Raw genomic sequence first — 25,205 nt, 5'->3', positions numbered from 1 at the left:
GTTTTCGTGTTATAGAAACAGGTCAGAGCGCTCTCGCCCTCGCTTCCGCCTGGTCAGCCCCGGCCAAGTTTCCCCTGGCACGACGAATATCCGCCAGCAGCAACCAGCCAGTGCGCTGCATACGGGTGTTGCTACCCGCCAACGACAACCCCTTCAGGGTAAACTGCTCAGCTGTTCCAAGGTTGTTGGCCCGGACATAGGCTTCCGACAGTTTGAAGTAGACCTCCGGGGAACGCGGGGAAATCCGCTGGGCTCGTTCCAACTGCCCTATCGCCGCTGGCACATTACCTTGCGCCAACAAATCATCGGCCTGGCGAATCAGACTGGCGGCAGCTCCGGACAATGTCTCACCCTGGTCACGGTAACTGGGCGCAGGGGCGGTATCCCGCTCGGGAGGCCGCACTTCCGGCTGGGTAGGTTGTGGGGTAGGCACAGGCGCCGGCTCGGGGGTCGTTGTGCGGGGTGGCGGATCAAACCCGGGGGCGGGCGCCGAGGGCACATAGATACTGGTACCAGAGCTGGTTGCACAGCCACTCAGAATGAGTGCACATGCAAGCAAACCGCCGGCGGTGTAATTTGCCTTGATCATCAGAACAGTCCTTCAAACCAGCTTCGCAGCCGGCGTTGCAGATTTCCCGCACAGCTGCGGGTTTCCCGGGGTTCACTACCGGCGATAAAGGGCACCAGCCGCGCCCCCGCGCAATATTCATCCGTCAGTGCGCCGCTCTCGGGGTCAATCCAGTGGTATTGCACACCATCGGGAATCACCGGGGACAACCCATGTTGCGGCACACTGGCCATAAAGTCAGCCCACGCCGGCAGCGCTCCGGAGGCTCCTGTCAGTGAGGTTGGGCCATTGTCGTCGCGACCGACCCAGGTAACAGCCAACAGGTCACCACTGAAGCCGGCGAACCAGCTGTCACGCCCATCATCGGTGGTGCCAGTCTTGCCAGCCAGGCTGAGGTCTCTTGAGACCCGACGATAAGCTCCACGACCCGTGCCTTCCTGCATGGTTTCCTGCATAGCGTACTGCACAAGATGGGTAGCAGCAGGGTCGAGAACCTGCTCCACCGCCAGCCGGTAACGCGATAAAGGTTCACCATTGGCGTCGGTAACCTGGCGAATGGTTCGTAATGGCGTGTTGAAGCCCGAAGTGGCAAGTCCCTGGTAGACCTGAGCGACCGTCACCGGGGTCATGGGCAGCGCCCCAAGTAGCATGGAAGGGTACCTCGGAATGGTGTCCGACACCCCCAATTCCTGCAGCATCTCGGCCACCACGTCAACACCAACATCCAGCCCTATCCGCACCGTGGGCAGGTTATAGGATCGAGACAAAGCCACATGCAGAGGCACTTCCCCGCGCTCGGTGCCGTCGTAGTTCTTTGGCTCCCAGCGACGCCCATCGTCGAAGACCAGAGCAAAACTCTTGTCCTGAATCGGACTGACCAGGGTATAGCGATCCGGCTGCGACAATGCCGCCAGGTACACGAATGGTTTGACCAGGGAGCCGATCGGGCGACTGGCGTCCAATGCCCGGTTAAAGCCTGCGAAACGCGGGTCCCGGCCGCCCACCAATGCCAATACCTCGCCGCTGTCACGACTGCTCACCACCATGGCGGCCTGCAGTCCCCCTTCGCTATTGGCCGGGTCCAGCCGATCCAGGGTCTGCTTGACCGAGAACTCGGCGGCGTATTGGATGGCCGGGTTAAGCGTAGTAAATATTCTCAGTCCTTCGCTTTGGAGGTCTTCCTCCCGGTAGTCCCGGGCCAGATGCCTCCGCACCAGATCAATAAACGCAGGGTAACGGTTCTCCGAGAAAGACGGTCGGGAAGTGACGCCCAGCGGTTTCGCCTTGGCCCTGATGGCGTCCTGTTCACTGATGCTGCCGTTGCTGGCAAGCACATCAATCACCAGGTTCCGCCGTGCCAGTGCCCGTTCCGGGTTACGGCGCGGGTCGTAGTAACTCGGCCCCTTGACCATACCCACCAGCAGCGCGGTCTGGTGCAGTTCCAGGTCTGACAACGGCTCACGGAAGTAGAACTGACTGGCCAGCCCGAAACCGTGGATACTGCGGACTCCCGCTTGTCCCAGGTAGACTTCGTTGAGGTAGGTTTCCAGAATGTCCTGCTTGTCGTAATGCCACTCCAGCAGGATCGACATCAGGGCCTCATTACCCTTTCGAACCAGGGTCTGCTCCTGGCTGAGATAGAAATTCTTGACCAGCTGCTGGGTCAGGGTGCTGCCCCCCTGCACCACCCGCCCCGCCTGCAGGTTGACCCACATGGCCCGAACGATGGACATCGGGGCTACCCCGAAGTGCTGGTAGAAGTTGCGATCCTCGACCGCCAGCAATGCCTCCTCAAACAGGGGGGGCAGCTCGCTGAGCTGGATCAGGATGCGGTCTTCCTTGTGGGCGGGGTAGATGCCCCCAATCTGGGCAGGCTCCAGACGCACAATGGGGGATGCCTCCCCGCTCAACACACGGAAGTCCGTCACCCGGTCACCCGCGATGGTCAGCGCCAACCGCCGCTTGGGTTCGGCGCCATCACTGAAGGTAAAGCCACGGGTACTAATGACAAAGCGTCCGCCACTGCGGCTGTAACTGCCCGGTTCCACACCGTTACCCGGCCGGTAACCGGCCAACTCAAGCTCCCGTCCCAGGGCACCCACACTGATACTGGCGCCGTCATAAAGCTCCAGTGGACGGGCGTAGACCCGCGAGGGCACTTCAAAACGGCGACCCTCGAAACGTTTGGTGACCACCGCATCGAGGTAGACCATCCAGCCCGCGAGAACCACCAGGCCAACCAGGAGTAATCGCCCCAGAATGCCCCACAGTCGGCCGCGTCTGGCGGCTGGGGCTTTCCTTGGGGAGGGTTTCTTGCTGTTTTTACGAGGTTTAGCTGACTTTGCCATGGCGCGATTATACCCATAGCAAGATGAACTGTTGCAGGTCAGCTCTGTGTTATTTCTGTAATGTGCCCGCTATGATAAGCAGCACTACAAAAACCGATACGTTCAAGGAGTGGCCGTGAGCGACACCCAGACCCCTAATCTGATCCAGGCTCTTCAGAATCCTGAGCTGTACAACCACGATGTGACCGGCTTCCAGGTTCTTGAAACCCACATTTCCTGGGTCATCCTCACGGGTGAGCATGCCTACAAAATCAAGAAGCCGGTGGACTTCGGCTTTCTGGACTTTTCGACGCTGGAACGGCGTCGGCATTTCTGTGAAGAAGAACTGAGACTGAACCGACGGTTGGCCGACTCCCTTTACCTGGACGTTGTTCCTATTTGCGGCTCGGCAGATCGGCGGGGACGGCGAGGCCATCGAATACGCCATTCGAATGCGTCAGTTTGACCAGCAGGAACTGTTCGATGCCCGACAGGAGCGCCAGGACCTGCCAGCAGATCTCCTGACCACGCTGGCGCGGCAGGTGGCAGAATTCCACGACCAGCTGCCTGGGGTGGCACAAGACAGCACTCTCGGAACCCCGGAAGCTGTGTTTGCCGCCATGCAGGAGAACTTTGACCAGATCCGTCCGCTGTTGTCCGACAAAGTCCTGCTCAGCCAGCTCACCAACCTTGAAGACTGGACCCGCACCACCTTCGAGCGCTATCGAGACCAGATTGCCCAGCGCCGGCAAGACGGCTTTGTCCGGGAATGCCACGGCGACCTGCACCTCGCCAACATCACGGTGTTTGATGGTAAAGTGACCGTTTTCGATGGCATTGAATTCAATGAACCGTTCCGCTGGATCGACGTGATCAACGACCTGGCGTTCCTGCTGATGGACCTGGAGTCACGCCAGGAATTTGGCCTGGCCAACCGGGTGCTGAACAGCTACCTGGAATACCGGGGAGACTTCGAGGGGTTGTCGCTACTGGCGCTCTACAAGGCCTACCGCGCCATGGTTCGGGCCAAAATCGCCCTGTTCACGCTGGGCAACCCGACCCTGTCCGAAACGGAAAAAGCCAGCCTGATGCAACGCTACCAGGACTACGCGAACCTGGCGGAAAGCTACGGCGAGATCCCCAATCACTTCATGCTGGCCACCTGCGGCCTGTCTGCCAGCGGAAAGACCTGTGTCAGCGCCGAAATGGCGGCAGAACTGGGCTTGGTACGACTGCGTTCAGACATCGAGCGCAAGCGGCTGTTCGACCTCAAACCACTGGACGAGAGCAAGTCCGGCATTGGTGACAATATCTACACCGAAGACGCCAACCAAAAGACCTACCAGCGCCTGGCTGACCTGGCCGCCACGCTCCTGGAAGCTGGCCTTCCAGTCATTGTCGATGCCGCCAGCCTGAAGGTTTCCGAGCGAACCCTGATCGCGGATGTCGCCGAGTCGCACTGTGTACCGTTTACCCTGCTGCATTGCGAAGCACCGGAAAACCTGCGCAGGCAGTGGGTCCGTCAGCGCACTGGTGACGCCTCCGAGGCTACCGAGGAGCTGCTGGATGCCCAGATGACCTGGTTTGAGCCGCTGACCCAGGAAGAAAAAGCACACACGGTTCATATCCATACCGAGCAGGAGCATGTAGCAGAGGCCCTGGCCGACCGCATTCGTCAGCACCTGGGGCTACAATTGGCCTGACTATGACGGAATCGGCCTGGCACACCGTCTGCCCAACCGGTGAGCTGAAAGACGAGCTGGCAACAGAGTTCAAGATGGATGAAAGTCCGGCCTTTGTGATCTCCCACAAAGGCCGACTGCATGCTTTCATCAATCGCTGCCCGCATCTGGGCATCGAGCTGAATTGGATGCCCGGCCGGTTTCTGGATATCGACCGGAGCTTCATCCAGTGCGCCACCCACGGCGCCCTGTTCACTCTGGATAGCGGGTTTTGTATCGCAGGCCCCTGCCAGGGCGAAGCGCTGTTCCGGCTAGAGACCCGCATTTACCAAGGTCAAGTACAGGTCAGGACGCCAGAACAACCGGCACCCGATCGGTGAGCATCAGCTCACCACTGACCTCTTGCCCCTGAGCCAGGTCGGCACGATAAGCAATGACTTCAACGCCCGCTGCCGCAGCCTCAAGCAACAAGGCGCTGTAGTGCGGATCGATGTGGCTGGCAGGACGCACAGATTCAATCCCGGTGTGGTTCACGCAAAAAAACAGCACCGCCCGCTCACCGGTCTGGGCTTGCGCCATAAGTTCGCGCAAGTGTTTTTGGCCTCGGGCGGTGACTGCGTCAGGAAAAAAGCCCTGCCCGTCCTCGCACAAAGTGACATTTTTAACCTCTACCCAGGCATCAGGAAGGTTCGGGTGGCCGGATAGGTGCAAGTCGATACGGCTGTTCTCTGCCCCATATTTCACTTCCGTTCGGCAACGGCTGTAACCGTGGAGTTCCGCCACCCGCTGACTTTCCACCGCCTCACGAACCTGGGCGTTGGGGCGCGCAGTATTGATACAGGCAAACTCTCCCGGTGTTGTTTCCACCAGTTCCCAGGTGTAACGCAGCTTTCGCTTCGGGTTGTCACTCTCCGTTAACCAAACCCGGGCATGGTCGGGCTGACACCCCAGCATGGAGCCGGTATTCGGGCAATGCGCGGTGACCGTGCTGCCATCCGCCAGTTCCATATCGGCGAGAAACCTTTTATAACGTTTGATAAGGCGGGCTTCGATCAACGGCGAAGGGAATTGCATGCTATGCTCCGGGAAGAAGACGACAAATGGCCTGCATGATACGGGAGGCCGGCGCCGTGATGCCAATCTGGTATCGCGTCGAGAAGGCTGGCATGCCAGATACTTATCTGTTATTTTCCGCAAATTCCCGTTTCAGGATAAATACTCTGGGCCAAGGAAACGCCAGAGTGTTGTTGTGAAGTACAAAAAAGAGGCCGGGTTACATGGCAAACACTGCTGAAAAACCGCGTGAGAGCTTTACCAACTTCACCCCTTACACGTTGAAGAAGGGTGAAGAATACATGAGTGCCGAGATGCTCGAGCACTTCCGTGGGCTACTGCTGAACTGGAAGCAGGAGTTGATGGAAGAGGTCGATCGGACCATGCACCACATGCAGGAAGATGCCGCGAACTATGCGGACCCGAGCGACCGGGCGACCCAGGAAGAGGAATTCAGCCTGGAACTTCGTACCCGCGACCGCGAGCGTAAGCTGATCAAGAAGATCGATCAGACCATCGACCGCATCGACAAGGACGATTACGGCTTCTGCGACCAGTGCGGCGTTGAAATTGGCATTCGTCGCCTGGAGGCACGTCCAACGGCGACGCTGTGCATCGACTGCAAGACCCTGGCGGAAATCCGCGAGCGCCAGACTGGCATTTAAGCCGTTCTCCAGAGACATGCGCCGGACACTAGTGACCGGCGCAGTCAGGAATCATGCCGACATTACCCTATCGGGGCCGCTTCGCGCCCTCTCCAACCGGACCTTTGCATTTCGGTTCTTTGGTTACCGCGCTGGCGAGTTTTCTTGAAGCCCGCACCCATAACGGGCGCTGGCTCGTGCGTATTGAAGACCTTGACCCGCTCAGAGAGTCGCAGACCGCCACTACCCAAATCCTTGAATCACTGGACGCGCACCAGCTGCATTCCGACGAACCCATTCGCTTTCAATCCAACCGTCATGAGTACTACGAGGCGGCCATTCTGAGATTGCAGGCACAGGGAAACGCATACCCCTGTCTGTGCTCTCGTAAACAGCTGAAGGAAAACTCCGGGCATACCGAGAGCTGCCAACAACGTGCGCCGTTGCCTGCCGGACTCCCCCACGCCATCCGCTTTGCTCTGGAAAATGAAACCTTCCGCTGGCAGGACGAACTGCTCGGCCTGCAAACCCTGACCATTCATGCCGGTGCCGACGATCCCGTCATCAAACGCAAAGAAGGCTTTTACGCCTACCAGCTGGCGGTGGTGGTGGATGACATTGACCAGGGCATCAGCCACGTTGTTCGTGGCTCTGACCTGCTTGACACCACTGGACAGCAGCAACAGATCTACCGTGCCCTGAACGCCCCGTTGCCATCCTGGCTCCACATCCCTGTAATCCTCAATGAACAAGGGCAGAAACTCAGCAAACAGACCCATGCTCCGGCCCTGGATGACAGCCAGCCCGCCCGCAATCTGATTCGCGCGTTGGCGGCTCTGGGCCAGCAGCCGCCGCCACAGCTGCACAATGCCTCGGTGACCACCGTTCTGGAGTGGGCAACCTTGAACTGGCAGCCGTTACTGATCCCGCGCCACCCTCATCCGGAACAACCCCACCCCGAGCAACCGTAGCCCGGCAACCGGAATCCCTGACAGCCCGCTGCGCTCATGGTATAAACGCAGGTCGTCACTTTGCTCAGGAAACCTTTGTCGGATGTATATTTATCGCCTGGTTTTCCTGCTGGTCCTGGCTATTTATGTGTTTTCACCCAATATCCTGGACTGGTGGATCTCCCCCGGTAACGCCTGGTACACCCCTTACCTGCTCTGGGGTGGACTGATCGCTCTGGGCTTCTGGCTGGATTCACGGCGGGACCCCAATGAGTTTTAGTCTGACCGCACTGCTTTCAAGTAGCTTCCTGTACCTACTGCTACTGTTTTCGATCGCCCACCTGGCAGAACGGGATGTACTTCCCCGCAGCCTGATCCACCACCCGCTGACCTATATTCTGAGCCTCGGTGTCTATGCCGGCATCTGGGCGGTCTATGGCGCCGTAGGAATCGCTGCTGAAACTGGCTATGGATTCCTCGCTTACTACCTTGGCATCAGCGGCGCCTACCTGCTGGCTCCAGTCCTACTCAACCCTATTCTTCGCATCGGCCGCGCCTACCAGCTGACGTCGCTGGCGGATCTGTTCGCATTCCGATACCGCAGCCAGCTCGCAGGCACCCTGGCCACCCTTTGTTCGGGAATTGCCATCCTTTCGTTACTCAGCATGCAGATCAAGGCAGTGACCGACACCGCCAGCCTGCTGGTTCCCGGCGCCTCCCACGAACTGATCAGCACGCTGTTCAGTCTGACCGTCGTGCTCTTTGCTGCTCTGTTTGGTTCCCAGCGCGACCAGGGCTCCGAGAGCCATCGCGGCCTGGTGGTCGCCATTGCCTTTGACTCACTGGTCAAACTGATTGCCCTGCTGACCCTCAGCGCCGTCGCTATTGTTTCAGTCTTCGGTGGGTACCAGGGACTGGAAGATTGGCTGAACAGCCATCAGGCACTTGCTGGCAATATGGAACTGAATGTCGATGATGGCAGCTGGCGCGCCCTGATGCTGATGTCCTTCGCCGGCGCCCTGGTGCTCCCCCACATGTACCATATGACCTTCGCAGAAAACCCCAGCCCCAAGGCCCTGGCCAAAGCCAGCTGGGGCTTGCCGCTGTATCTGCTGCTGTTGGGGCTGCCCGTCCCGATCATTCTGTGGTCCGGCATGGAACTCTCGGTCAACACCCCGCCCAGCTACGTGGCCATAGGGATTGCCAAGGCACTGGAAAGCCCGGTACTGGCCCTGACCGTCTTTATCGCTGGTTTGTCGGCGGCGAGCGGGCTGATGATCGTCAGCACCCTGGCGCTCGCCGGCATGCTCCTCAACCATGTGGTACTTCCCCTAAGAACCCCCACCGATCACAGCGACATCTACCGATGGCTGCGGTGGATCAAGCGCCTACTGATCGGCATCATCATTCTCACCGCCCTGCTGTTCCACGAAGCCCTTGGGCACCAGCTGGAGCTGTCACAACTGGGCATTCTGGCACTGTCCGGCGTACTGCACCTGCTACCAGGCGCGCTGGGAGTCATCTATTGGCCGGAAGGCAACCGGCGCGGGCTGATTGCGGGTTTGCTGGCAGGCCTGGCGGTCTGGGTAGTAACCCTGGTGATGCCCTTCTCCCAGGGCCCCAACCTACTCGCGCTGAGCAATGCGCCCTTGTTCCCGACCGGTAACAACTGGCACATTTTTGTGTTCCTCAGCCTGACAGTAAACATCTCGGTCTTTGCGCTGATATCGATCATCACAAAATCTTCCAGTGAAGAAACCAGTGCCGCACAGGCCTGCTCGTGGGGAGCCCTGTCTCGTCCACAACGCCGGGAGCTGATGGCCAGCTCCTCCAGTGAATTTGTCCAGCAGCTGACCGAGCCGCTTGGCCGTAATGTGGCCGAGCGGGAAGTAGAGCGGGCCATCGCCCAGCTCAAGCTGCCCAGCGTCGAGTTTCGGCCTTATCAGCTCAGGCGTCTTCGTGACCAGATTGAAATCAATCTGTCCGGCCTGCTTGGCCCCTCTGTCGCCCGCGACATGGTCAAACGCCACCTGAGCTTCAAGCCCCTGGCCAGTGAAGGCGGCCCTCAGGACATCCACTACATGGAGCGGGCGTTGGGCGATTATCAAAATCAGCTCACCGGGCTGGCCGGAGAACTCGACAACCTGCGGCGGCATTACCGCCAAACCCTGCAAAACCTGCCAATCCCGGCGTCATCCGTGGGCGACGACGGCGAGGTACTGATGTGGAATCATGCCATGGAGCAGCTTACGGGGATTGCTGCCGATGACGTGGTCGGCGGTCGCCTGCGGGCGTTGCCGGAGCACTGGCACAACCTGTTTGAAGATTTTGTCGAGGATGAAGATCTGCACCGGTACAAACACCGCCTCGACCTTCGCGGGCGTCCGCACTGGCTGAACCTGCACAAAGCAGCCCTGAGCGGGCCGGATCACTCAGAGGGTGGCAGCATCATTCTGGTGGAAGACCAGACCGAAACCCGCTTGCTGGAAGACGAATTGATGCACAGCGAGCGCCTGGCCTCGGTCGGTCGCCTGGCCGCGGGTGTAGCCCACGAAATCGGCAACCCGGTCACCGGGATTTCATCGCTGGCCCAAAACCTCAAGCTGGAAACGGATGACCCCGACATCCTCCATACTGCGGAACAGATCCAGCAACAGACCCGGCGTATCTCTACCATTCTTCAGTCGCTGATGAATTTTGCCCGGACCGGCAACCATGCCCAGGCCAACCGCTACGAACCCGCGACCATCCACCGTTGCGTGGAGGAGTCCATCAACCTCCTCTCGCTCAGCGATAAAGGACGGGGCATTGTTTACCGCAACGACTGCCCGAAAGATCTGGTGGTTCTGGGGGATGAGCAACGGCTGGTACAGGTCTTCGTAAACCTGCTGGCCAATGCCCGCGACGCCTCCCCGGAAGGCGGAGTAATCCGGGTCAGTGGAAACCACGAAGGCTACTCCGCTATTATCGAAGTCACCGATGAGGGAACCGGGATTCCGGCGGATCAGCTGGACCACATCTTCGAGCCCTTTTACACCACCAAAGGCCCCGATCAGGGAACCGGCCTGGGGCTGTCACTGGTGTACAGTATTGTCGAAGAGCACTATGGCAATATCCAGGTAGAAAGCCCCGCCGAGCCGGAACACAACCGGGGAACCTGCGTCCGCCTTCGGCTCCCGGCTTACGATGCCGACAATGAACTTCACACATTCAGCCAGAACCAAAGGTCACCACACTGATATGCCTCGCATTCTGATTGTCGAAGACGAAGAGATCATCCGCTCAGCCCTGAAAAAGCTGCTGCAACATGCCGGTTACGACGTCTCCGATGCCGGCTCGGTGGATGACGCCGAACGGGATTACGAGCTCAGCCAGTTTGACCTGATCATTTCTGACCTGCGGCTGCCAGGCGCTCCCGGCACCGAGTTAATCAACCGGGCCCCGAACACCCCGGTGCTGATCATGACAAGCTACGCCAGCCTGCGCTCGGCCGTTGACTCTATGAAACTCGGGGCGGTCGAGTACATCGCCAAACCCTTCGATCACGATGAAATGCTGGCGGCTGTCGCCACGATCCTCACTCAGAAGAAGCAACCAAAAACCGGTAACGACGCTGGCACCACGGAAGCCGCGCCAGAGCCCGCACAAGGTGACCCCTCGGCCGTCATGTACGGCGAGTGCGATGCCATGCAGCAGGTGTTTCACCTGATCCGCAAAGTTGCCCCGACCGAGACCACCGTGCTGGTGAACGGGGAGTCCGGAACCGGTAAGGAACTTGCCGCACGGGCCCTGCACCTGCTGAGCCCCCGCGCCTCACGCCCGCTGATCTCGGTTAACTGTGCAGCGATCCCCGAAAGCCTGATTGAGTCTGAGCTGTTCGGCCATGAAAAAGGCGCCTTTACCGGAGCGGTCTCCGGACGTACCGGCCTGATCGAGGCCGCTGATGGCGGCAGCCTGTTCCTTGACGAAATCGGCGAACTGCCTCCGGAAGCCCAGGCGCGCCTGTTGCGGGTGCTCCAGGAAGGGGAAATTCGCAAGGTAGGTTCCACCCAAAGCCGGCAGGTCGACGTTCGCATGATTGCGGCCACTCACCGCAATCTCAAAGCCATGACCCGTACCGGCGAGTTCCGCGAAGACCTTTATTACCGCCTTAACGTCATGCAGATACGGATTCCCCCGCTGAGGGACCGGAAGGCCGACATTCTTGGGCTGGCCCGCCGGTTCCTGAAACGCCAGAGCGAAAGGCTCGGCAACCCGAACCTGCACCTCAGCCCCGAGGCAATGCAGGCCCTGCGCAGCTATCGTTGGCCCGGGAACGTACGAGAACTCGAGAACGCCATTGAGCGGGCAAGCATCCTCTGCGAAGGCGACGTTATTACCCCGGCAACCCTGGACCTGGAGTTCGAAGGAGATGACGTCAATATCCCCATGGGCCTGGTAGAAGGGGATAACGAACAGACCAAGCCTCAGGATTCGGGTAACGCCAACGATCTGTCACTGGAAGACTATTTCCAGCACTTTGTCCTTGAAAATCAAGACCGCATGAGCGAAACCGAGCTTGCCCAAAAGCTCGGAATCAGCCGGAAATCACTATGGGAACGGCGCCAGCGCCTGGGCATTCCACGAAAAAAACCGGGGTAACAGTAACAGTGTTACCCGGTGTTACCACACGGAACACCTATAGGTATAAAAACGGAGGCGCCCGTAACACTTTAGTCTAATAATTCACCACACCTTAAGTTCTACATTTTTTAACTTGTTGTTAATAAAGGATTTACAAAAAGTGGCACAGGCAATGCAATTACCTGAGCGCACAACAACAAAAACAAGTGTGGCGACGCAGCGATAAAACAAAAACAAAAAGCTGCAGGAAACGTTCAGCAACAAAAACAAAAATAGAACGTAAGCGAACTGAGTGTTTTGGGTGCTATGTTTTTTAGTGGACCCATGGCTTGTGTGAGTTGCAGATGTAGAGAAGAATCGCCCTCCAGGCGCCGCTATATCCGCTTTAATCTCATATCAAAGTCTTTGTCCGCTCTGTGTATTCAAAGCGTTCCGTTTGCCTTGACTGGCTTCGAGTATGAAGCATGCAAGGGGCAAGAAAACGAAGAATAAGCCCGGTAAAAACAAAAACAATGCAGATCGTCTATTCTTCAGGGCGGGCTCGCGAAAGCGGGTCCGCCTTTTGATTATCTGGACCAGTCACGGATTGCCGTGTGCAATTTCCCGCCAAACCGGTAAACTCTCGTTTTTGCTTAGCGCAACAACGGAATTCAATGCTTAAACAAGTCAAACAACGCCTTTCCCGGCTACTCGGTGGCAGCAAGCCCCAGAAGCTGGTTCGACGCGACATCCCCAGGGACGAACACAGTGTTTCTCGGTCAGCGATCAGTGATCCGGCCAAGAAAGTTCTTCATCGCCTCAATAAAGCTGGATTTGAAGCCTATCTGGTCGGAGGTGGCGTCCGGGATATTCTCCTTGGCGGTCAGCCCAAAGACTTTGATGTGGCCACCAGTGCAACGCCGGAAGAGGTCCACGCCCTGTTCCGCAACTCACGCCTGATCGGCCGCCGCTTTCGCATCGTCCACGTTCTGTTTGGACGTGAAGTCATCGAGGTGACCACCTTCCGCGGCAATGCCACTGACACGACGGATGACAGCGCCAGCGACCAGCGTAAGACCAGCGAACACGGTCTATTGCTGAGGGACAACGTCTACGGCAGCATGGAAGAAGACGCCCTGCGTCGAGACTTCACCATCAACGCCCTGTATTACTGCATCCGCGACTTCACCGTGATCGATTTCGCCGGCGGCGTTGAAGACCTGAATAACCGCCAACTCAGACTGATTGGTGATCCGGAAACCCGATACCGGGAAGATCCGGTTCGCATGCTTCGCGCCATTCGCTTTGCTGCCAAGCTCGACTTCAGCATTGAGACAGGAACCGAAGCCCCGATCCGGGAACTGGCTCCCCTGCTAACCCACATCCCGGCAGCTCGCCTGTTTGACGAAGTACTGAAACTGTTCTCGGCAGGACACGGAGAGGCCACCTACGAACTGCTCCGCAGCTACGACCTGCTGGCGCCCTTGTTCCCTGAGACCGCCCGCGCCCTTGATGCCGGGGAGCCTGACGAACTGATTCGGCAGGCCCTGCGCAATACCGATGCCCGCATACGCCAAGGCAAATCGGTTACCCCTTACTTCCTGTTTGCTGCCATGTTGTGGCCAGCCCTACAGGTAGAGTGGCGCAGGCGCCAGGATCAGGGCGAACCGATCCAGCCCGCTCTGCACCAGGCCATCGCCAAGGTTATTGGTCGGCAAATCCAGGCAACGTCGATTCCGAAACGTTTTTCCGGCCCAATGAAGGAAATCTGGGAACTGCAGATGCGACTCCCCAGACGGCAAGGTAAACGAGCGCTCACCACCATGGAACACCCCCGCTTCCGCGCAGCTTATGATTTCCTGCTGGTCCGCGAAAGCGCCGGAGAACTTGAACCCGGTCTGGGCGGGTGGTGGACCGACTTCCAGGCCTGTGATGATCGTGGCCGGGAGCGCCTGCTAAGCCAACTTAGTGCCAGCGGGCCCAAGCCCCGCCGTCGCAGACGCAAGCCAGGCAACAGGAACGCCTGATCATGGCTGTCACCGCATACATTGGCCTTGGCAGCAACCTGGCCGAACCGTTGAAGCAGCTGGCCTCCGCTGTGGTGGCGCTGGCCATGCTCCCTGAGACCACCCTGGTCGCCCAGTCACCGTTCTATCGCAGCAGTCCGGTCGGCCCACAGGACCAACCGGACTTCATCAATGGCGCCGTTCAGCTCACCACAGCGCTGCCACCACTCGCCCTGCTGGACGCCCTCCAAGCCATTGAGCAGGATCAGGGGCGCGAGCGGCTACAGCACTGGGGTCCGCGAACACTCGATCTGGATCTGCTGCTGTATGGTCACGACATGATCGATCATGAGCGTCTGCAGGTACCACACCCAGAGCTGCCCAACCGGGACTTTGCCCTCCAGCCTCTGCTCGACCTAGCGCCAGACCTGACATTACCTGACGGCCGTGCCCTGAGCGAGCTCCGCCGCCAGTGTCCCGACAACCACTTGCAACGATTGGAGCCTGTTGGCAGCGACACGCCGTCATGGCCCTAAGCTGGATTCGGTAGCCTTGCCTCGTGGTCACCCCGGGATTACCCTAAAGTACTGATCATGGCGACGGCCACCGGCCCGGTCCCGAACCAATTACACAAAGGCAAGGAATCTATGGCTGTTACCATTAATACCCTGCGCGACTACAAGCAGAAAGGTGAGGCGTTTGCCGTCCTGACCGCCTACGACGCAACCTTTGCCCACGCGGTCAGTGAAGCGGGCGTGGACGTCATTCTGATTGGCGACTCCCTTGGCATGGTTCTGCAAGGCCACGACAGCACCCTGCCCGTTACCATGGAACAGATGGCCTACCACGTTCGCTCGGTAGCCGCTGGCAACAAAGGTGCCCTGGTCATGGCCGACATGCCCTTCATGTCGTACGGCACCACTGAAAGCGCTCTACTCAATGCGGCCGAGCTGATGCGGGCCGGCGCCCATATGGTCAAACTGGAAGGCACTGACTGGATGGCCGACACCATCTCGGCACTGAGCCAACGCGGCATTCCGGTCTGCGCGCACCTTGGCCTGACACCCCAGTTCGTCAACAAATTTGGCGGTTACAAAGTGCAAGGGCGTGACGAAAAGGCCGCCGAACAAATGATCGAACACGCCTGCATGCTGGAGCGCGCCGGCGCCGATGTCATTCTACTCGAGTGCGTCCCGGCCCCGCTGGCAGCCCGTATTACCCAGGCCGTCAAGGCTCCGGTTATTGGCATCGGCGCTGGTGCCGATACCGACGGCCAAGTTCTGGTGCTCCATGACATGCTGGGCATTACACCCGGCCGCAAGCCGAGGTTCGTCAAGAACTTCCTGGCCGAAAGTAGCTCTATCCAGAGTGCACTTGAAGCGTACGTCAACGCGGTCCGCCAGCGTCAGTTTCCCGGTGAGGAGCATACGTTCGAAGCATGAGAACCGTACATAAAATCAAGGAACTGCGAACCATCCTCCAGAACTACCGGTCCCAGGGCAAACGGATTGGCCTGGTCCCGACCATGGGCAACCTGCACGAAGGCCACATCGCCCTGGTCAGCAAGGCTCTGGAAGCGGCAGATGTGGTGGTCACCAGCATTTTCGTCAACCCCATGCAGTTCGGGGCCAATGAAGATCTCGACACCTACCCGCGCACGCTTAAGGCAGACCAGGAGAAACTCGATCAGGTCGGTAACACGCTGGTGTTCGCGCCCCCGGTCAGTGAGGTATACCCCAGCGGGCTGGCAAACCAGACCCAGGTTGTTGTACCCGGGGTCAGCGAAGGCCATTGCGGCGCGAGCCGCCCTGGTCACTTTGAAGGGGTCGCCACGGTTGTCACCATGCTCCTAAACATGGTTCAGCCAGACATTGCGGTGTTCGGCGAAAAAGATTTCCAGCAGCTGGCCGTGATCCGGAAGCTGGCAAACGACCTGATGATCCCCGTCGAGATTATCGGCGCCCCAACGGTGCGTGACGACGACGGCCTGGCCAAGAGTTCCCGCAACGGCTACCTGTCGGAGCTGGAGCGCAGCAAGGCCCCGAAGATCTACCAGACCCTGACCAACCTTGCCCAACAGCTTGAGCAATTACCGGCGCCCGACTATGAGGCGTTGTCGAAGGCGGCGTGCGAACAACTCCAAAGTCACGGTTTCCGGCCCGAGTACATCAATATCGTCAACAGCCTGACGCTGGCACCAGCGAGCGATGGAGACAGGGAGCTTACGATTCTGGCTGCCGCATTCCTCGGCACAACCCGTCTGATCGACAACCTCTCGGTTACTCGCCCGTAAGAAACAACGAAAGGAATCGCCCATGGCCCAGGCCACGACACACCTCACCCAGCTCAACGAGTGGCAGGCACTGCTGGCCCATCAGGGCGATATGGCGAACGTTCATATGCGGGAGCTGTTCAACGAGGACCCGCAGCGATTTCAACGCTTCTTTGCCGAAGCGGCGGGACTATCATTGGATTACTCCAAGAACCTGATCACCGCTGAGACTCTGAAGCGGCTGATGGCCCTGGCCAGGCGATGCCAGCTTCCTGAGCGCATCGAGGCAATGTTTCGTGGTGACACGATCAACGTCACCGAACAGCGACCGGCGCTGCATGTTGCCCTGCGCAACCTCAGTGACGACGCCATTGAAGTAGATGGCCAGGACATCATGCCGGAAGTCCGGGCGACGCTCACGCGCATGGAAGAGTTTGTCTGGCGTATCCGCAGCACCCAGTGGCGGGGCTTTTCCAACAAACCGTTCACCGATGTGGTGAGCATTGGGATCGGCGGATCGTTCCTCGGCCCCAAACTGGTGTCCGCCTCCCTCAAGCCCTACTGGCACGGACAGCTCAACTGTCACTACGTTGCCAACATCGACGGCAGTCACATTACCGAAGTGCTCCGCCACATCAACCCCGAGACCACCCTGTTCCTGATCCAGTCCAAGTCCTTCCGGACCCAGGAAACCCTGGAAAACACCAAGGTTGCCCGTGAGTGGTTCCTGCAGAATGGCGGCAGTTTCGAACAGATCAGCAAGCACTTCGTCGCGGTTACCGCCAAACCCGAAGCCGCCATTGAGTTCGGCATTGCGGAGGAAAACATCTTTCCCATGTGGGATTGGGTGGGGGGGCGCTACTCACTGTGGTCCGCAATTGGCCTGCCTACCGCGCTCACCATCGGCATGGATAACTTCCGCTCCCTGTTGTCCGGTGCCCATGCCATGGACCAGCACTTCCGCCAAGCGCCGCTGGAGAAGAACCTGCCGGTTATCTTGGCACTGCTCGGGGTCTGGTACGGCAATTTCTGGGGTGCCGATGCCCACGCCATCCTCCCCTATGACCATTACCTGCGCGGGCTTCCCGCCCACATCCAGCAACTCGACATGGAAAGCAACGGAAAATGCGTCACCCAGCAAGGTGACCCGGTCGACTACCAGACCGGCCCGATCATCTGGGGCGGCGCCGGCGCCAATGGCCAGCACGCATACCATCAGCTGCTGCATCAAGGCACTTGTCTGTCACCTGCGGACTTCATTATCCCACTGCAGACGCACAACCCGGTCGCCAACCACCATGCAATCCTATTCGCCAACTGCCTGAGCCAGACCCAGGCGCTGATGCAAGGCCGGACTGAAGCCGAGGCTCGCACCGAACTGGAGGCCCAGGGACTGAGCCCCGACGAGGTAAATCGACTGGCCCGGCACAAGGTCATCCCCGGCAACAAACCCAGTAACACGTTACTGTTCGAGCGAGCAACACCTCGTACCGTTGGCGCCCTGATCGCCCTCTATGAGCACAAGACCTACGCGCAAGGCGTTATCTGGGATGTGGATTCGTTTGACCAGTGGGGCGTAGAGCTTGGCAAGCAACTGGGAGAAGGCATTCTGCAGCGGCTACAGAGCACGACGGCTCCCTCCGGAAGCTCTGACAGCTCTACCGATGGGCTGATTGCCCTGTTCCGAAACCGTCATCACAACGGCTACTGATTCGCCACCCTCAGGGGCGCGGAGAGATGGCCTCACCGCGCCAACTGAAGGGAACCACCCACAGCTTCTGATTGCTCCGGTACGACCGCCAGAGCTCGTCATAGCTCTGGTTAGCCACCGGGTGCAGATGATCCGGAGCAATTTCCGCCAGCGGTAGCAGCACAAACGCATTTTTCAGGATCTCAGCCCTGGGCAACTCGACCCCATCGATGACACCGGCTTTGTCACCGTAGGTGAGAATATCCAGGTCTAGGGTTCGCGGGCTGAATTTTGGCGCATTGCGGACACGGCCATTGGCCGCCTCAATACCTTTGAACAGCTTGGAAAGCTCGGCGACCGACTTGTCGGACTGAATGGCAACCACCAGGTTCAGGAATGGCTCGCCATCGAAGCCAACCGCCTCACTCTCATACACCGACGAAATTTCTAGCTCACCAAACTCGTCCGCCAGGGCGTCTAGCGCCTTACCAATATGGCGTTCGCGGTCAATGTTGCTCCCGATGCTGATGTAGACCGGCACCCGCTTGCTCATGACCGCCGCCCCCGCTCGATACGAACGCCCACCGCCCTGGCCTCGGGTACCGCGCCCGGCTTGCGGATGGTTAACGCCAGCCAGCGAATACCAAATTCTTCCTGCAGGCAGGCCGCCAGTCCCTCAGCGGCGGTTTCGAGAAGCTGGGGCTGAAGCTCATCCAGGTAGCTCGCAACACGCCCACTGACGGCGGCATAATCCAACGCTTGGGCAACGTCATCCGTAGACGCCGGGACCGTGTTATCCCAGGCCATATCCAGGTCAATCAGCAAACGCTGGGTTATTTCGCGCTCCCACTCGTACACGCCGATTACGGTCTCAACAGCCAGACCTTCGATCAACACGGAATCTGTCACCCGATTACTACCTTTGTGCTGTCACATCCGATCACCACCCTCTTTCCAGCGAAGTGGATCGATGCGACCGAAAGCTAATTGAATGATCGCAGGGAAGCCGATACCGTAGCCGAAACCACAATCGCTCCTGCGGCGCGGGGGGGATTTTCGCATAATTCGCGGGTACACGTCTTTGCCCATGAGCCTACTTAACGATCCCTTGATCACCGTTTTACTGTGCGCCCTGGCCTACCTGTCCGGCTCCGTGCTGTTTGCGATCCCCATCTGCAAACTCTGGAAACTTCCGGACCCTCGCGCCCAGGGCTCGGGCAACCCGGGCGCAACCAACGTCTACCGTACCGGGGGCTGGGCCCCAGCCGCACTGACGCTGATTCTTGATGGGTTCAAAGGCTGGCTTCCCGTATGGCTGGCTCACCAGACCGAACTGTCCATACTCGCCCAGGCCATGGTCGCCCTGTTCGCCGTCACCGGGCACATGGTGCCACTCTATTACCGTTTCCAGGGCGGCAAGGGCGTAGCCACATCCCTCGGTGCCGGGCTTGCGCTGGCCCCCGCAACCACCCTGCTGATCAGTCTGATCTGGCTACTCGTGATGTGGCGCTGGCGCGTCTCTGCGCTTGCCTCCATTGTTGCCGTACTCTGCGGCCCGCTGATCAGCGCCCTGATCGAACCGGACACCATGCCGCTGTTCGGCCTGCTGGCCCTGTTGATCATCGTCCGCCACAGGACCAACCTGATCCGTCTGGCCCAGGGCCGCGAATCCCGCTTTTAGGCGGACGATTCCACCAGACCATTGTCCCGCGGCTCACTCAGCGGCGGCAGCGTATCCATCGGCCACCGCGGCACCGCGACAATACGGTCACCATCACGCTGACCGGCCAGCAAACGCTGACAGCCGGCGTACGCAATCATTGCCCCGTTATCCGTACAGAATTCAGGACGAGCGTAGAACACACCGCCTTTGAGTTTGACCGCCATCGCCTCAAGGGCCTGTCGCAAACGACGGTTGGCACTCACTCCCCCAGCCACCACCAGGCGTTTACACCCGGTTTGCTCCAGCGCCCGGCGACACTTGATCACCAGAGTCTCCACAACTGCAGTTTCGAACGCCAAAGCGATATCCGCGCGGGTCTGGTCATCCAACGCTCCGGCAGTATCGGCGTCAGTTACGGTGTTCAGGGTATAGGTCTTGAGGCCGCTGAAGCTGAAATCCAGGCCCGGGCGATCGGTCATGGGCCGCGGAAAGCGGTAGATACCCGCCCGTCCCTGCTCGGCCAACGCCGACACCCTGGGACCACCGGGATAATCCAGCCCCAGCATTTTTGCAGTCTTGTCAAAGGCCTCCCCGGCAGCATCGTCCACCGACTCACCCAAAAGCTCGTACTCACCGATGCCGTTGACCATCACCAGCTGGGTGTGTCCCCCGGAAACCAGCAGCGCCACGAACGGGAATTGCGGCGGCTGGTCTTCCAGCATCGGCGCCAGCAAGTGCCCTTCCATATGGTGAACCCCCAACACGGGAATACCGAGCGCGAAGCCCAAGGCGTGAGCCACTGAGCCCCCGACCATCAGCGCACCGATCAGCCCAGGGCCAGCGGTATAGGCAATGCCGTCCAGGTCCGACCGCTGACGCCCGGCTTCCTTGAGCACCTGGTCACACAGCGGCAGCAGCTTCCTGACATGGTCCCTGGATGCCAGCTCCGGCACCACACCACCATAGTCCGCATGCATATCAACCTGGCTAAACAGGGCGTGGGACAGTAGCCCGAGTTCGCTGTCATAAAGCGCAACACCGGTTTCGTCGCAAGACGTTTCAATGCCTAGAATCAGCATGGTTAGGACTACCCCTGAGATCGGTTTACGAAAAAGAGGGTGCGGATTTTAGCAGAAAGCACCGCCATACCGGCACAAATCTTAACCAGGCATTGACCCGAACCAAGGCAAAGCGCTATGATTGCCGCCCTAATTTTCGCCTGGTCGAGTTTTGTTCAATTTCGGAAAGGCGTTACAATTGAAGTCGTGCAGATTAAGGCTGGCGAGCAACGAGTCGCTGTGTACCGCACTTCGGGTACAAGTAGACCTGTCTGCACACTTCCAAAACTGAAACCGAATCTATTAGGTAGGTGATTTTCGAATGCCAGCTGTTAAAGTGAAAGAGAATGAGCCGTTTGACGTAGCCCTGCGTCGCTTCAAGCGTTCCTGCGAAAAAGCGGGTGTCCTGTCGGAAGTTCGTCGTCGTGAACACTACGAGAAGCCGACCTCCGTTCGCAAACGCAAAGCCGCTGCGGCCGTTAAGCGTCATCTCAAGAAACTTCAGCGGGAACAGCGCAAGTTCGAGCGTCTGTACTGATCGGTACCCGACACTCGCTTGCCTGCAAGCACTAAGCCGCCGCGCTCCGCAGGAGTGCACGCGACTCAAAAATGCCGCCGGGGCCTGGCTTCGGCGGCATTTTTGGCTTTTGTCGTTTTTGAACCTGCGTCCCCAGTGATAGCGGAGACATCATGAGCGGTTTGATCCCTCAACGGTTTGTCGAAGACCTGCTGGCACGTATAGACCTGGCAGAACTGATCGGATCACGGATCACACTGAAGAAGGCTGGCGGCAACTACAAAGCCTGCTGCCCTTTTCATGATGAGAAGACACCCTCATTCAATGTTCGGCCCGACAAAGGCTTTTACCACTGTTTTGGCTGCGGCGCTCACGGCGACGCCATCAGTTTTGTACGTGAATACGACGGCCTGGGTTTTACCGATGCGGTAGAAGAGCTGGCACGACGGGTAGGACTGGAAGTTCCTTACGACCAGAGCGCCCGCCAGGAAATCCAGCAGGCCAGAACCCTGACCGACGCACTGGATTTTGCCGCTCGCTTTTACAGCTCCGCACTTCAGGGTTCGCAGGGCCAGTTTGCCCGCGACTACCTCCGCCAGCGCGGTCTGGACAGCAGCATCATTGAGCGCTACCAACTGGGATATGCCCCAGGCACCGGTACCGCGCTGTTTGATTCTGCCAGCCAGGACCTGAAGGGCCCGCTGATTGAAACCGGCACCGTATCTGACCGTTACGGCCGGCCAAGGGATCTGTTCCGTCACCGGATCATGTTCCCTATTCGCAATAGCCGAGGGAAGACCGTCGCGTTCGGCGGACGCACCCTTGGGGACGACAAGGCGAAGTACATCAACTCTCCGGAGTCCGATGTTTTCCATAAAAGCCGTGAGATCTATGGCCTGTTTGAGGCCAAACAGACGATCCGGCAACTGGATCGCCTGCTGGTGGTTGAGGGCTATATGGACGTGATCGCCCTGGCCCAGCATGGCATTCCCTATGCGGTAGCCACTTTGGGAACCGCCACCAATCAGGACAACCTGACGGCACTGCTCAGGCAGGTACGCCATCTGGTGTTCTGCTTCGATGGCGATACAGCCGGTCATCGCGCTGCGGACCGGGCGATGGAAAACGCCCTGGAATTGCTGGCCGATGGATTGCACCTGCAATTCCTGATGCTGCCAGAGGGCGAAGACCCGGACACACTTGTTCGCAAGGAAGGCCAACAAGCCTTCCAGAAACGCATAGATGGCGCCACGCCACTGTCTCGCTACCTGTTCAACCGGCAAAGCGAGGGGCTGGATCTGACCCTGCCGGAACACCGCGGCGAACTGCGGGCCAGGGTCGAACCGCTACTGAATAAAATGCCCAAGAGCACCCTCCGGGATGCCATGTGGCACGAGATGCTCCGACTGTGCGGCGGCAAACGGGACTGGCAACCTGGCGGGCGCCCGGACCGGCCGTTCAAGCGCTTCGGCGATCGCCGCGACCGCATCCAGGAAGAGCGGATTGACGTCAAGCTGAGCAAAGACACCACATTGTGTCTCTCACTGGTACAGGCGCCGGAACTGGCCACCGAAGTATTGGAGTTGTGCCGCTCAGACCGCCAACTGCACCAGGCCAGAAGCCTGGCGAGCTGGATACTGGATCAACAGCTGGCCGACCGCCACCAGCTGATCAGGAAGCTGGCGCTGAATAACGAAGCACGAAACCGCTTCTACAAACTGTTTGATGGCATGGAACACCTGCCATCCCGGGAACGCACCCTGGCCATCGCCAGGGAGATACTGGAGCCCAATCATGAAACCGCGCGCAAACAGCGTTTGAGCGCGCTGTTGATGGAAAAGCGCAGCCTGGCCGACTTGAGTGACGCGGAACGGGAAGAGTTACGCAGCCTCAGCCGACAGGCAGAAGAGCAATAACTCCCTTTCGGGCATGGGAACAACGGCCTACAAGGGCATAAATGAACGAGACAACGTGCTGGAAACCCCAACATTTTCCGTTCAGGACTTGAAACTTAGCAAGCTGATCACCATCTAACCAACCGGTGGCGATGAAACCACGTGGCAGCTATAATGGCTGTTTGACTTTTTTCCTTTTTACCAGCGAGTTCACAAGGTGTCTATGTCAGGCAATTCGCAGAAATCACGTTTGAAAGACCTCATTGCACGAGGCAAGGAACAAGGTTACCTGACTTACGCCGAGGTGAATGACCACCTCCCGGAAGACATAGCCGACCCGGATCAGGTCGAAGACATTATCCGCATGATCAACGACATGGGCATTCAGGTGTGCGAGGAGACTCCCGACGCCGACACCCTGCTCATGACCGAAGGCGACTCCACCGCTGATGAAGCCGCTGCCGCCGAAGCTGCCGCCGCGCTGGCTGCCGTAGAGACCGATGCCGGGCGCACCACTGACCCCGTTCGCATGTACATGCGTGAGATGGGCACCGTGGAACTGCTGACCCGTGAAGGCGAAATCGTGATCGCCAAGCGGATCGAAGAAGGCATCCGCGATGTGATGGCAGCCGTAGCCCACTTCCCCGGAACCGCCGATACCGTTATCAACGCCTATGACCGCATCATCGAAAGTGAAGGCCGCCTGAGCGACATCATTACCGGGTTCCTTGACCCAGATGAAGCTGAGCCGTTTATGGGTGAAGACACCAGCGCTGCTGCCAGCGACGACAGCGACCAAGACAGCAACGACGACGATAGCGACGACGATAGCAGCGATGAAGACACCGACAATGGACCGGATCCGGAAGAGACCCGCCTGCGCCTTGAGCTGCTGAGGGAAAAACTGGCTACCGCCAACCAGCTGCTGGGCAAAAAAGGCCGTGGCGACAAGTCCACCCAGGATGCGCTCAACGAGGTGGGCGACGTCTTCGCCCCCTTCAAGCTCGCCAACAAAGCGTTTGAAGAGCTGGTCAACGTCGTCCGCAACACCAACGAGATGGTGCGCGAAAACGAACGGACCATCATGCAGATCTGCGTGCGTGAGTGCAAAATGCCACGCAAGGACTTCATCAAGTGGTTCCCGGGCAACGAAACCAATCTGGAATGGGCCGCAGACCTGTCCAAGAGCAGCAAGTCGTATGCGTCCGCCCTGTCCGAACGTCAGGACGAGATCGTTCGCCTTCAAAAGCGCATTGCCAATATCCAGAACGACGTCAGCCTGGAAATCCCGGACATCAAGGAAATCAACCGCCGCGTATCCATTGGTGAAGCCAAAGCACGCCGCGCCAAGAAGGAAATGGTCGAGGCCAACCTGCGTCTGGTTATTTCCATCGCCAAGAAATACACCAACCGCGGCCTGCAGTTCCTTGACCTGATACAGGAAGGCAACATCGGCCTGATGAAAGCGGTCGACAAGTTCGAGTACCGCCGTGGTTACAAGTTCTCAACCTATGCTACCTGGTGGATTCGTCAGGCCATCACCCGCTCCATTGCGGATCAGGCCCGCACCATCCGGATTCCGGTGCATATGATTGAGACGATCAACAAGCTCAACCGTATCTCTCGGCAGATGCTTCAGGAAATGGGCCGCGAGCCTACCCCGGAAGAGCTGGGCGAGCGTATGGATATGCCGGAAGACAAGATTCGCAAGGTCCTCAAGATCGCCAAAGAACCGATCTCCATGGAAACCCCGATTGGCGATGATGAAGATTCCCATCTGGGCGATTTCATCGAGGACGTTCAGGCACTCTCACCGGTGGACTCCGCCACTGCCGAAGGCCTGCGCGAAGCCACTCGTTCGGTATTGGCCGGGCTAACTGCCAGGGAATCCAAGGTACTGCGGATGCGCTTCGGTATTGAGATGAACACCGACCACACCCTGGAAGAAGTCGGCAAGCAGTTCGACGTTACCCGTGAGCGTATCCGTCAGATCGAAGCCAAGGCCCTGCGCAAACTGCGCCACCCTTCACGCTCCGATCACCTGCGCGGCTTTATCGACGACCAGGGCAATAACGGATAAGTCCACTGCAACAGTAGCGGGCGCCACCCCTCACAGGTATAATGGCGCCCGCTTTCTCCTCCCCTCCCGGGGAATGCAATAAGGGCCTATAGCTCAGTTGGTTAGAGCAGAGGACTCATAATCCTTTGGTCCCTGGTTCGAGTCCAGGTGGGCCCACCATTTCCGCTTTTTACCTCTCCACGCCGTATACCCCCGAAG

Annotated in this window: 21 protein-coding genes, 1 tRNA gene and 1 pseudogene; 17 read left to right on the top strand and 6 right to left on the bottom strand. The window is 58.8% G+C overall.

The annotated features are described in order from the left end of the window. Positions 1-22: 22 nt before the first annotated feature. Together BMZ67_RS05425 and mrcB are read right to left on the bottom strand one after the other, a co-directional pair. Positions 23-589, bottom strand: a complete 567-nt coding sequence (locus tag BMZ67_RS05425) for a tetratricopeptide repeat protein (RefSeq protein ID WP_092020845.1) — start codon at positions 587-589, stop codon at positions 23-25. Beyond that, the gene (gene mrcB / locus BMZ67_RS05420) at positions 589-2,916 is read right to left on the bottom strand and encodes a penicillin-binding protein 1B (protein WP_092020844.1); all 2,328 of its coding nucleotides are present in this window, start codon (positions 2,914-2,916) and stop codon (positions 589-591) included. Before mrcB ends, BMZ67_RS05425 begins: the two co-directional genes overlap by 1 nt. A 115-nt stretch (positions 2,917-3,031) precedes the next feature. Between mrcB and BMZ67_RS05415 the strand changes: the two are divergent. Together BMZ67_RS05415 and BMZ67_RS05410 are read left to right on the top strand one after the other, a co-directional pair. After that, positions 3,032-4,598: pseudogene (locus BMZ67_RS05415) on the top strand (bifunctional aminoglycoside phosphotransferase/ATP-binding protein). 2 nt (positions 4,599-4,600) lie between these two features. Next, positions 4,601-4,957, top strand: coding sequence for a Rieske (2Fe-2S) protein (locus BMZ67_RS05410; protein ID WP_092020843.1), 357 nt, complete (start codon positions 4,601-4,603; stop codon positions 4,955-4,957). On the opposite strand, the gene sfsA is transcribed toward BMZ67_RS05410, so the two are convergent. Further along, a complete protein-coding gene (gene sfsA, locus BMZ67_RS05405; protein WP_092020842.1) occupies positions 4,923-5,651 on the bottom strand; it encodes a DNA/RNA nuclease SfsA in 729 nt (242 codons plus the stop codon). The genes BMZ67_RS05410 and sfsA overlap by 35 nt on opposite strands. Positions 5,652-5,854: 203 nt before the next feature. Between sfsA and dksA the strand changes: the two genes are divergently transcribed. The 10 genes from dksA (at position 5,855) to pgi (ending at position 17,815) form a co-directional block, all read left to right on the top strand. Next, positions 5,855-6,295, top strand: a complete 441-nt coding sequence (gene dksA, locus BMZ67_RS05400; protein WP_092020841.1) for an RNA polymerase-binding protein DksA — start codon at positions 5,855-5,857, stop codon at positions 6,293-6,295. Positions 6,296-6,348: 53 nt separating this feature from the next. Next, positions 6,349-7,245: a tRNA glutamyl-Q(34) synthetase GluQRS gene (gene gluQRS, locus BMZ67_RS05395; RefSeq protein WP_092020840.1), complete on the top strand. Its 897-nt coding sequence runs from the start codon at positions 6,349-6,351 to the stop codon at positions 7,243-7,245. An 82-nt stretch (positions 7,246-7,327) separates the two neighbouring features. Beyond that, positions 7,328-7,504, top strand: coding sequence for a hypothetical protein (locus tag BMZ67_RS18565; protein ID WP_175481835.1), 177 nt, complete (start codon positions 7,328-7,330; stop codon positions 7,502-7,504). After that, the gene (locus BMZ67_RS05390) at positions 7,494-10,463 is read left to right on the top strand and encodes an ATP-binding protein (protein ID WP_092020839.1); all 2,970 of its coding nucleotides are present in this window, start codon (positions 7,494-7,496) and stop codon (positions 10,461-10,463) included. Before BMZ67_RS18565 ends, BMZ67_RS05390 begins: the two co-directional genes overlap by 11 nt. A 1-nt stretch (position 10,464) precedes the next feature. Beyond that, positions 10,465-11,865: a sigma-54-dependent transcriptional regulator gene (locus BMZ67_RS05385; RefSeq protein ID WP_092020838.1), complete on the top strand. Its 1,401-nt coding sequence runs from the start codon at positions 10,465-10,467 to the stop codon at positions 11,863-11,865. Positions 11,866-12,500: 635 nt separating this feature from the next. Further along, complete coding sequence (gene pcnB / locus BMZ67_RS05380) at positions 12,501-13,853, top strand: polynucleotide adenylyltransferase PcnB (RefSeq protein WP_092020837.1); 1,353 nt, start codon at positions 12,501-12,503, stop codon at positions 13,851-13,853. A 2-nt stretch (positions 13,854-13,855) separates the two neighbouring features. Then, complete coding sequence (gene folK / locus BMZ67_RS05375) at positions 13,856-14,368, top strand: 2-amino-4-hydroxy-6-hydroxymethyldihydropteridine diphosphokinase (protein WP_092020836.1); 513 nt, start codon at positions 13,856-13,858, stop codon at positions 14,366-14,368. 111 nt (positions 14,369-14,479) lie between these two features. Beyond that, complete coding sequence (gene panB / locus BMZ67_RS05370; RefSeq protein ID WP_092020835.1) at positions 14,480-15,274, top strand: 3-methyl-2-oxobutanoate hydroxymethyltransferase; 795 nt, start codon at positions 14,480-14,482, stop codon at positions 15,272-15,274. After that, positions 15,271-16,125 carry a pantoate--beta-alanine ligase gene (panC, locus tag BMZ67_RS05365; protein ID WP_092020834.1) on the top strand — a complete coding sequence of 285 codons (855 nt, stop codon included), beginning with the start codon at positions 15,271-15,273 and terminating at the stop codon, positions 16,123-16,125. The genes panB and panC overlap by 4 nt, the downstream gene beginning before the upstream one ends. Before the next feature lie 22 nt (positions 16,126-16,147). Beyond that, positions 16,148-17,815: a glucose-6-phosphate isomerase gene (pgi, locus tag BMZ67_RS05360; RefSeq protein ID WP_092020833.1), complete on the top strand. Its 1,668-nt coding sequence runs from the start codon at positions 16,148-16,150 to the stop codon at positions 17,813-17,815. A 10-nt stretch (positions 17,816-17,825) separates the two neighbouring features. Here pgi and folK (BMZ67_RS05355) read toward each other — a convergent pair whose 3' ends face one another. Together folK (BMZ67_RS05355) and folB are read right to left on the bottom strand one after the other, a co-directional pair. Beyond that, entirely contained in the window at positions 17,826-18,347 is a 522-nt protein-coding gene (folK, locus tag BMZ67_RS05355) for a 2-amino-4-hydroxy-6-hydroxymethyldihydropteridine diphosphokinase (protein WP_092020832.1), read from the bottom strand. Further along, positions 18,344-18,703, bottom strand: coding sequence for a dihydroneopterin aldolase (gene folB / locus BMZ67_RS05350; protein ID WP_092020831.1), 360 nt, complete (start codon positions 18,701-18,703; stop codon positions 18,344-18,346). Before folB ends, folK (BMZ67_RS05355) begins: the two co-directional genes overlap by 4 nt. A 178-nt stretch (positions 18,704-18,881) precedes the next feature. Here folB and plsY point away from each other — a divergent pair, with 178 nt between their 5' ends. Next, positions 18,882-19,475, top strand: coding sequence for a glycerol-3-phosphate 1-O-acyltransferase PlsY (gene plsY / locus BMZ67_RS05345; protein WP_092020830.1), 594 nt, complete (start codon positions 18,882-18,884; stop codon positions 19,473-19,475). Here the strand turns inward: plsY and tsaD are convergent. Then, positions 19,472-20,536 carry a tRNA (adenosine(37)-N6)-threonylcarbamoyltransferase complex transferase subunit TsaD gene (gene tsaD, locus BMZ67_RS05340; RefSeq protein ID WP_092020829.1) on the bottom strand — a complete coding sequence of 355 codons (1,065 nt, stop codon included), beginning with the start codon at positions 20,534-20,536 and terminating at the stop codon, positions 19,472-19,474. The genes plsY and tsaD overlap by 4 nt on opposite strands. Positions 20,537-20,837: 301 nt before the next feature. On the opposite strand from tsaD, the gene rpsU reads away from it, so the two are divergent. From rpsU to BMZ67_RS05320, 4 genes are all read left to right on the top strand, one after another. Then, positions 20,838-21,053: a 30S ribosomal protein S21 gene (gene rpsU / locus BMZ67_RS05335; RefSeq protein WP_072794797.1), complete on the top strand. Its 216-nt coding sequence runs from the start codon at positions 20,838-20,840 to the stop codon at positions 21,051-21,053. Between the two features lie 152 nt (positions 21,054-21,205). Beyond that, positions 21,206-22,948 (top strand): DNA primase, encoded by a 1,743-nt coding sequence (gene dnaG, locus BMZ67_RS05330; RefSeq protein WP_092020828.1) that lies wholly within the window; start codon positions 21,206-21,208, stop codon positions 22,946-22,948. A 202-nt stretch (positions 22,949-23,150) separates the two neighbouring features. Then, positions 23,151-25,007, top strand: a complete 1,857-nt coding sequence (gene rpoD, locus BMZ67_RS05325; protein WP_092020827.1) for an RNA polymerase sigma factor RpoD — start codon at positions 23,151-23,153, stop codon at positions 25,005-25,007. An 82-nt stretch (positions 25,008-25,089) separates the two neighbouring features. Further along, positions 25,090-25,166: transfer RNA gene (locus BMZ67_RS05320), tRNA-Ile, on the top strand. Positions 25,167-25,205 lie beyond the last annotated feature (39 nt).

Source organism: Marinobacter zhejiangensis, assembly GCF_900114775.1.
GTDB classification, from domain to species: domain Bacteria; phylum Pseudomonadota; class Gammaproteobacteria; order Pseudomonadales; family Oleiphilaceae; genus Marinobacter; species Marinobacter zhejiangensis.
Note: the sequence above shows the minus strand (reverse complement) of the source record. Positions and strands in the feature narration are given on the sequence as shown.

Excerpts from the sequence above, each read along its gene's own strand:
- sfsA (WP_092020842.1), bottom strand. The coding sequence starts at position 5,651 with ATGCAATTCCCTTCGCCGTTGATCGAAGCCCGCCTTATCAAACGTTAT.
- BMZ67_RS05385 (WP_092020838.1), top strand. The coding sequence starts at position 10,465 with ATGCCTCGCATTCTGATTGTCGAAGACGAAGAGATCATCCGCTCAGCC.
- mrcB (WP_092020844.1), bottom strand. The coding sequence starts at position 2,916 with ATGGCAAAGTCAGCTAAACCTCGTAAAAACAGCAAGAAACCCTCCCCA.
- folK (WP_092020832.1), bottom strand. The coding sequence starts at position 18,347 with ATGAGCAAGCGGGTGCCGGTCTACATCAGCATCGGGAGCAACATTGAC.
- dksA (WP_092020841.1), top strand. The coding sequence starts at position 5,855 with ATGGCAAACACTGCTGAAAAACCGCGTGAGAGCTTTACCAACTTCACC.
- BMZ67_RS05410 (WP_092020843.1), top strand. The coding sequence starts at position 4,601 with ATGACGGAATCGGCCTGGCACACCGTCTGCCCAACCGGTGAGCTGAAA.
- dnaG (WP_092020828.1), top strand. The coding sequence starts at position 21,206 with ATGAGCGGTTTGATCCCTCAACGGTTTGTCGAAGACCTGCTGGCACGT.
- rpoD (WP_092020827.1), top strand. The coding sequence starts at position 23,151 with ATGTCAGGCAATTCGCAGAAATCACGTTTGAAAGACCTCATTGCACGA.
- BMZ67_RS05425 (WP_092020845.1), bottom strand. The coding sequence starts at position 589 with ATGATCAAGGCAAATTACACCGCCGGCGGTTTGCTTGCATGTGCACTC.
- pgi (WP_092020833.1), top strand. The coding sequence starts at position 16,148 with ATGGCCCAGGCCACGACACACCTCACCCAGCTCAACGAGTGGCAGGCA.
- BMZ67_RS18565 (WP_175481835.1), top strand. The coding sequence starts at position 7,328 with ATGTATATTTATCGCCTGGTTTTCCTGCTGGTCCTGGCTATTTATGTG.
- BMZ67_RS05390 (WP_092020839.1), top strand. The coding sequence starts at position 7,494 with ATGAGTTTTAGTCTGACCGCACTGCTTTCAAGTAGCTTCCTGTACCTA.
- panC (WP_092020834.1), top strand. The coding sequence starts at position 15,271 with ATGAGAACCGTACATAAAATCAAGGAACTGCGAACCATCCTCCAGAAC.
- panB (WP_092020835.1), top strand. The coding sequence starts at position 14,480 with ATGGCTGTTACCATTAATACCCTGCGCGACTACAAGCAGAAAGGTGAG.
- plsY (WP_092020830.1), top strand. The coding sequence starts at position 18,882 with ATGAGCCTACTTAACGATCCCTTGATCACCGTTTTACTGTGCGCCCTG.
- gluQRS (WP_092020840.1), top strand. The coding sequence starts at position 6,349 with ATGCCGACATTACCCTATCGGGGCCGCTTCGCGCCCTCTCCAACCGGA.
- tsaD (WP_092020829.1), bottom strand. The coding sequence starts at position 20,536 with ATGCTGATTCTAGGCATTGAAACGTCTTGCGACGAAACCGGTGTTGCG.
- rpsU (WP_072794797.1), top strand. The coding sequence starts at position 20,838 with ATGCCAGCTGTTAAAGTGAAAGAGAATGAGCCGTTTGACGTAGCCCTG.
- pcnB (WP_092020837.1), top strand. The coding sequence starts at position 12,501 with ATGCTTAAACAAGTCAAACAACGCCTTTCCCGGCTACTCGGTGGCAGC.
- folK (WP_092020836.1), top strand. The coding sequence starts at position 13,856 with ATGGCTGTCACCGCATACATTGGCCTTGGCAGCAACCTGGCCGAACCG.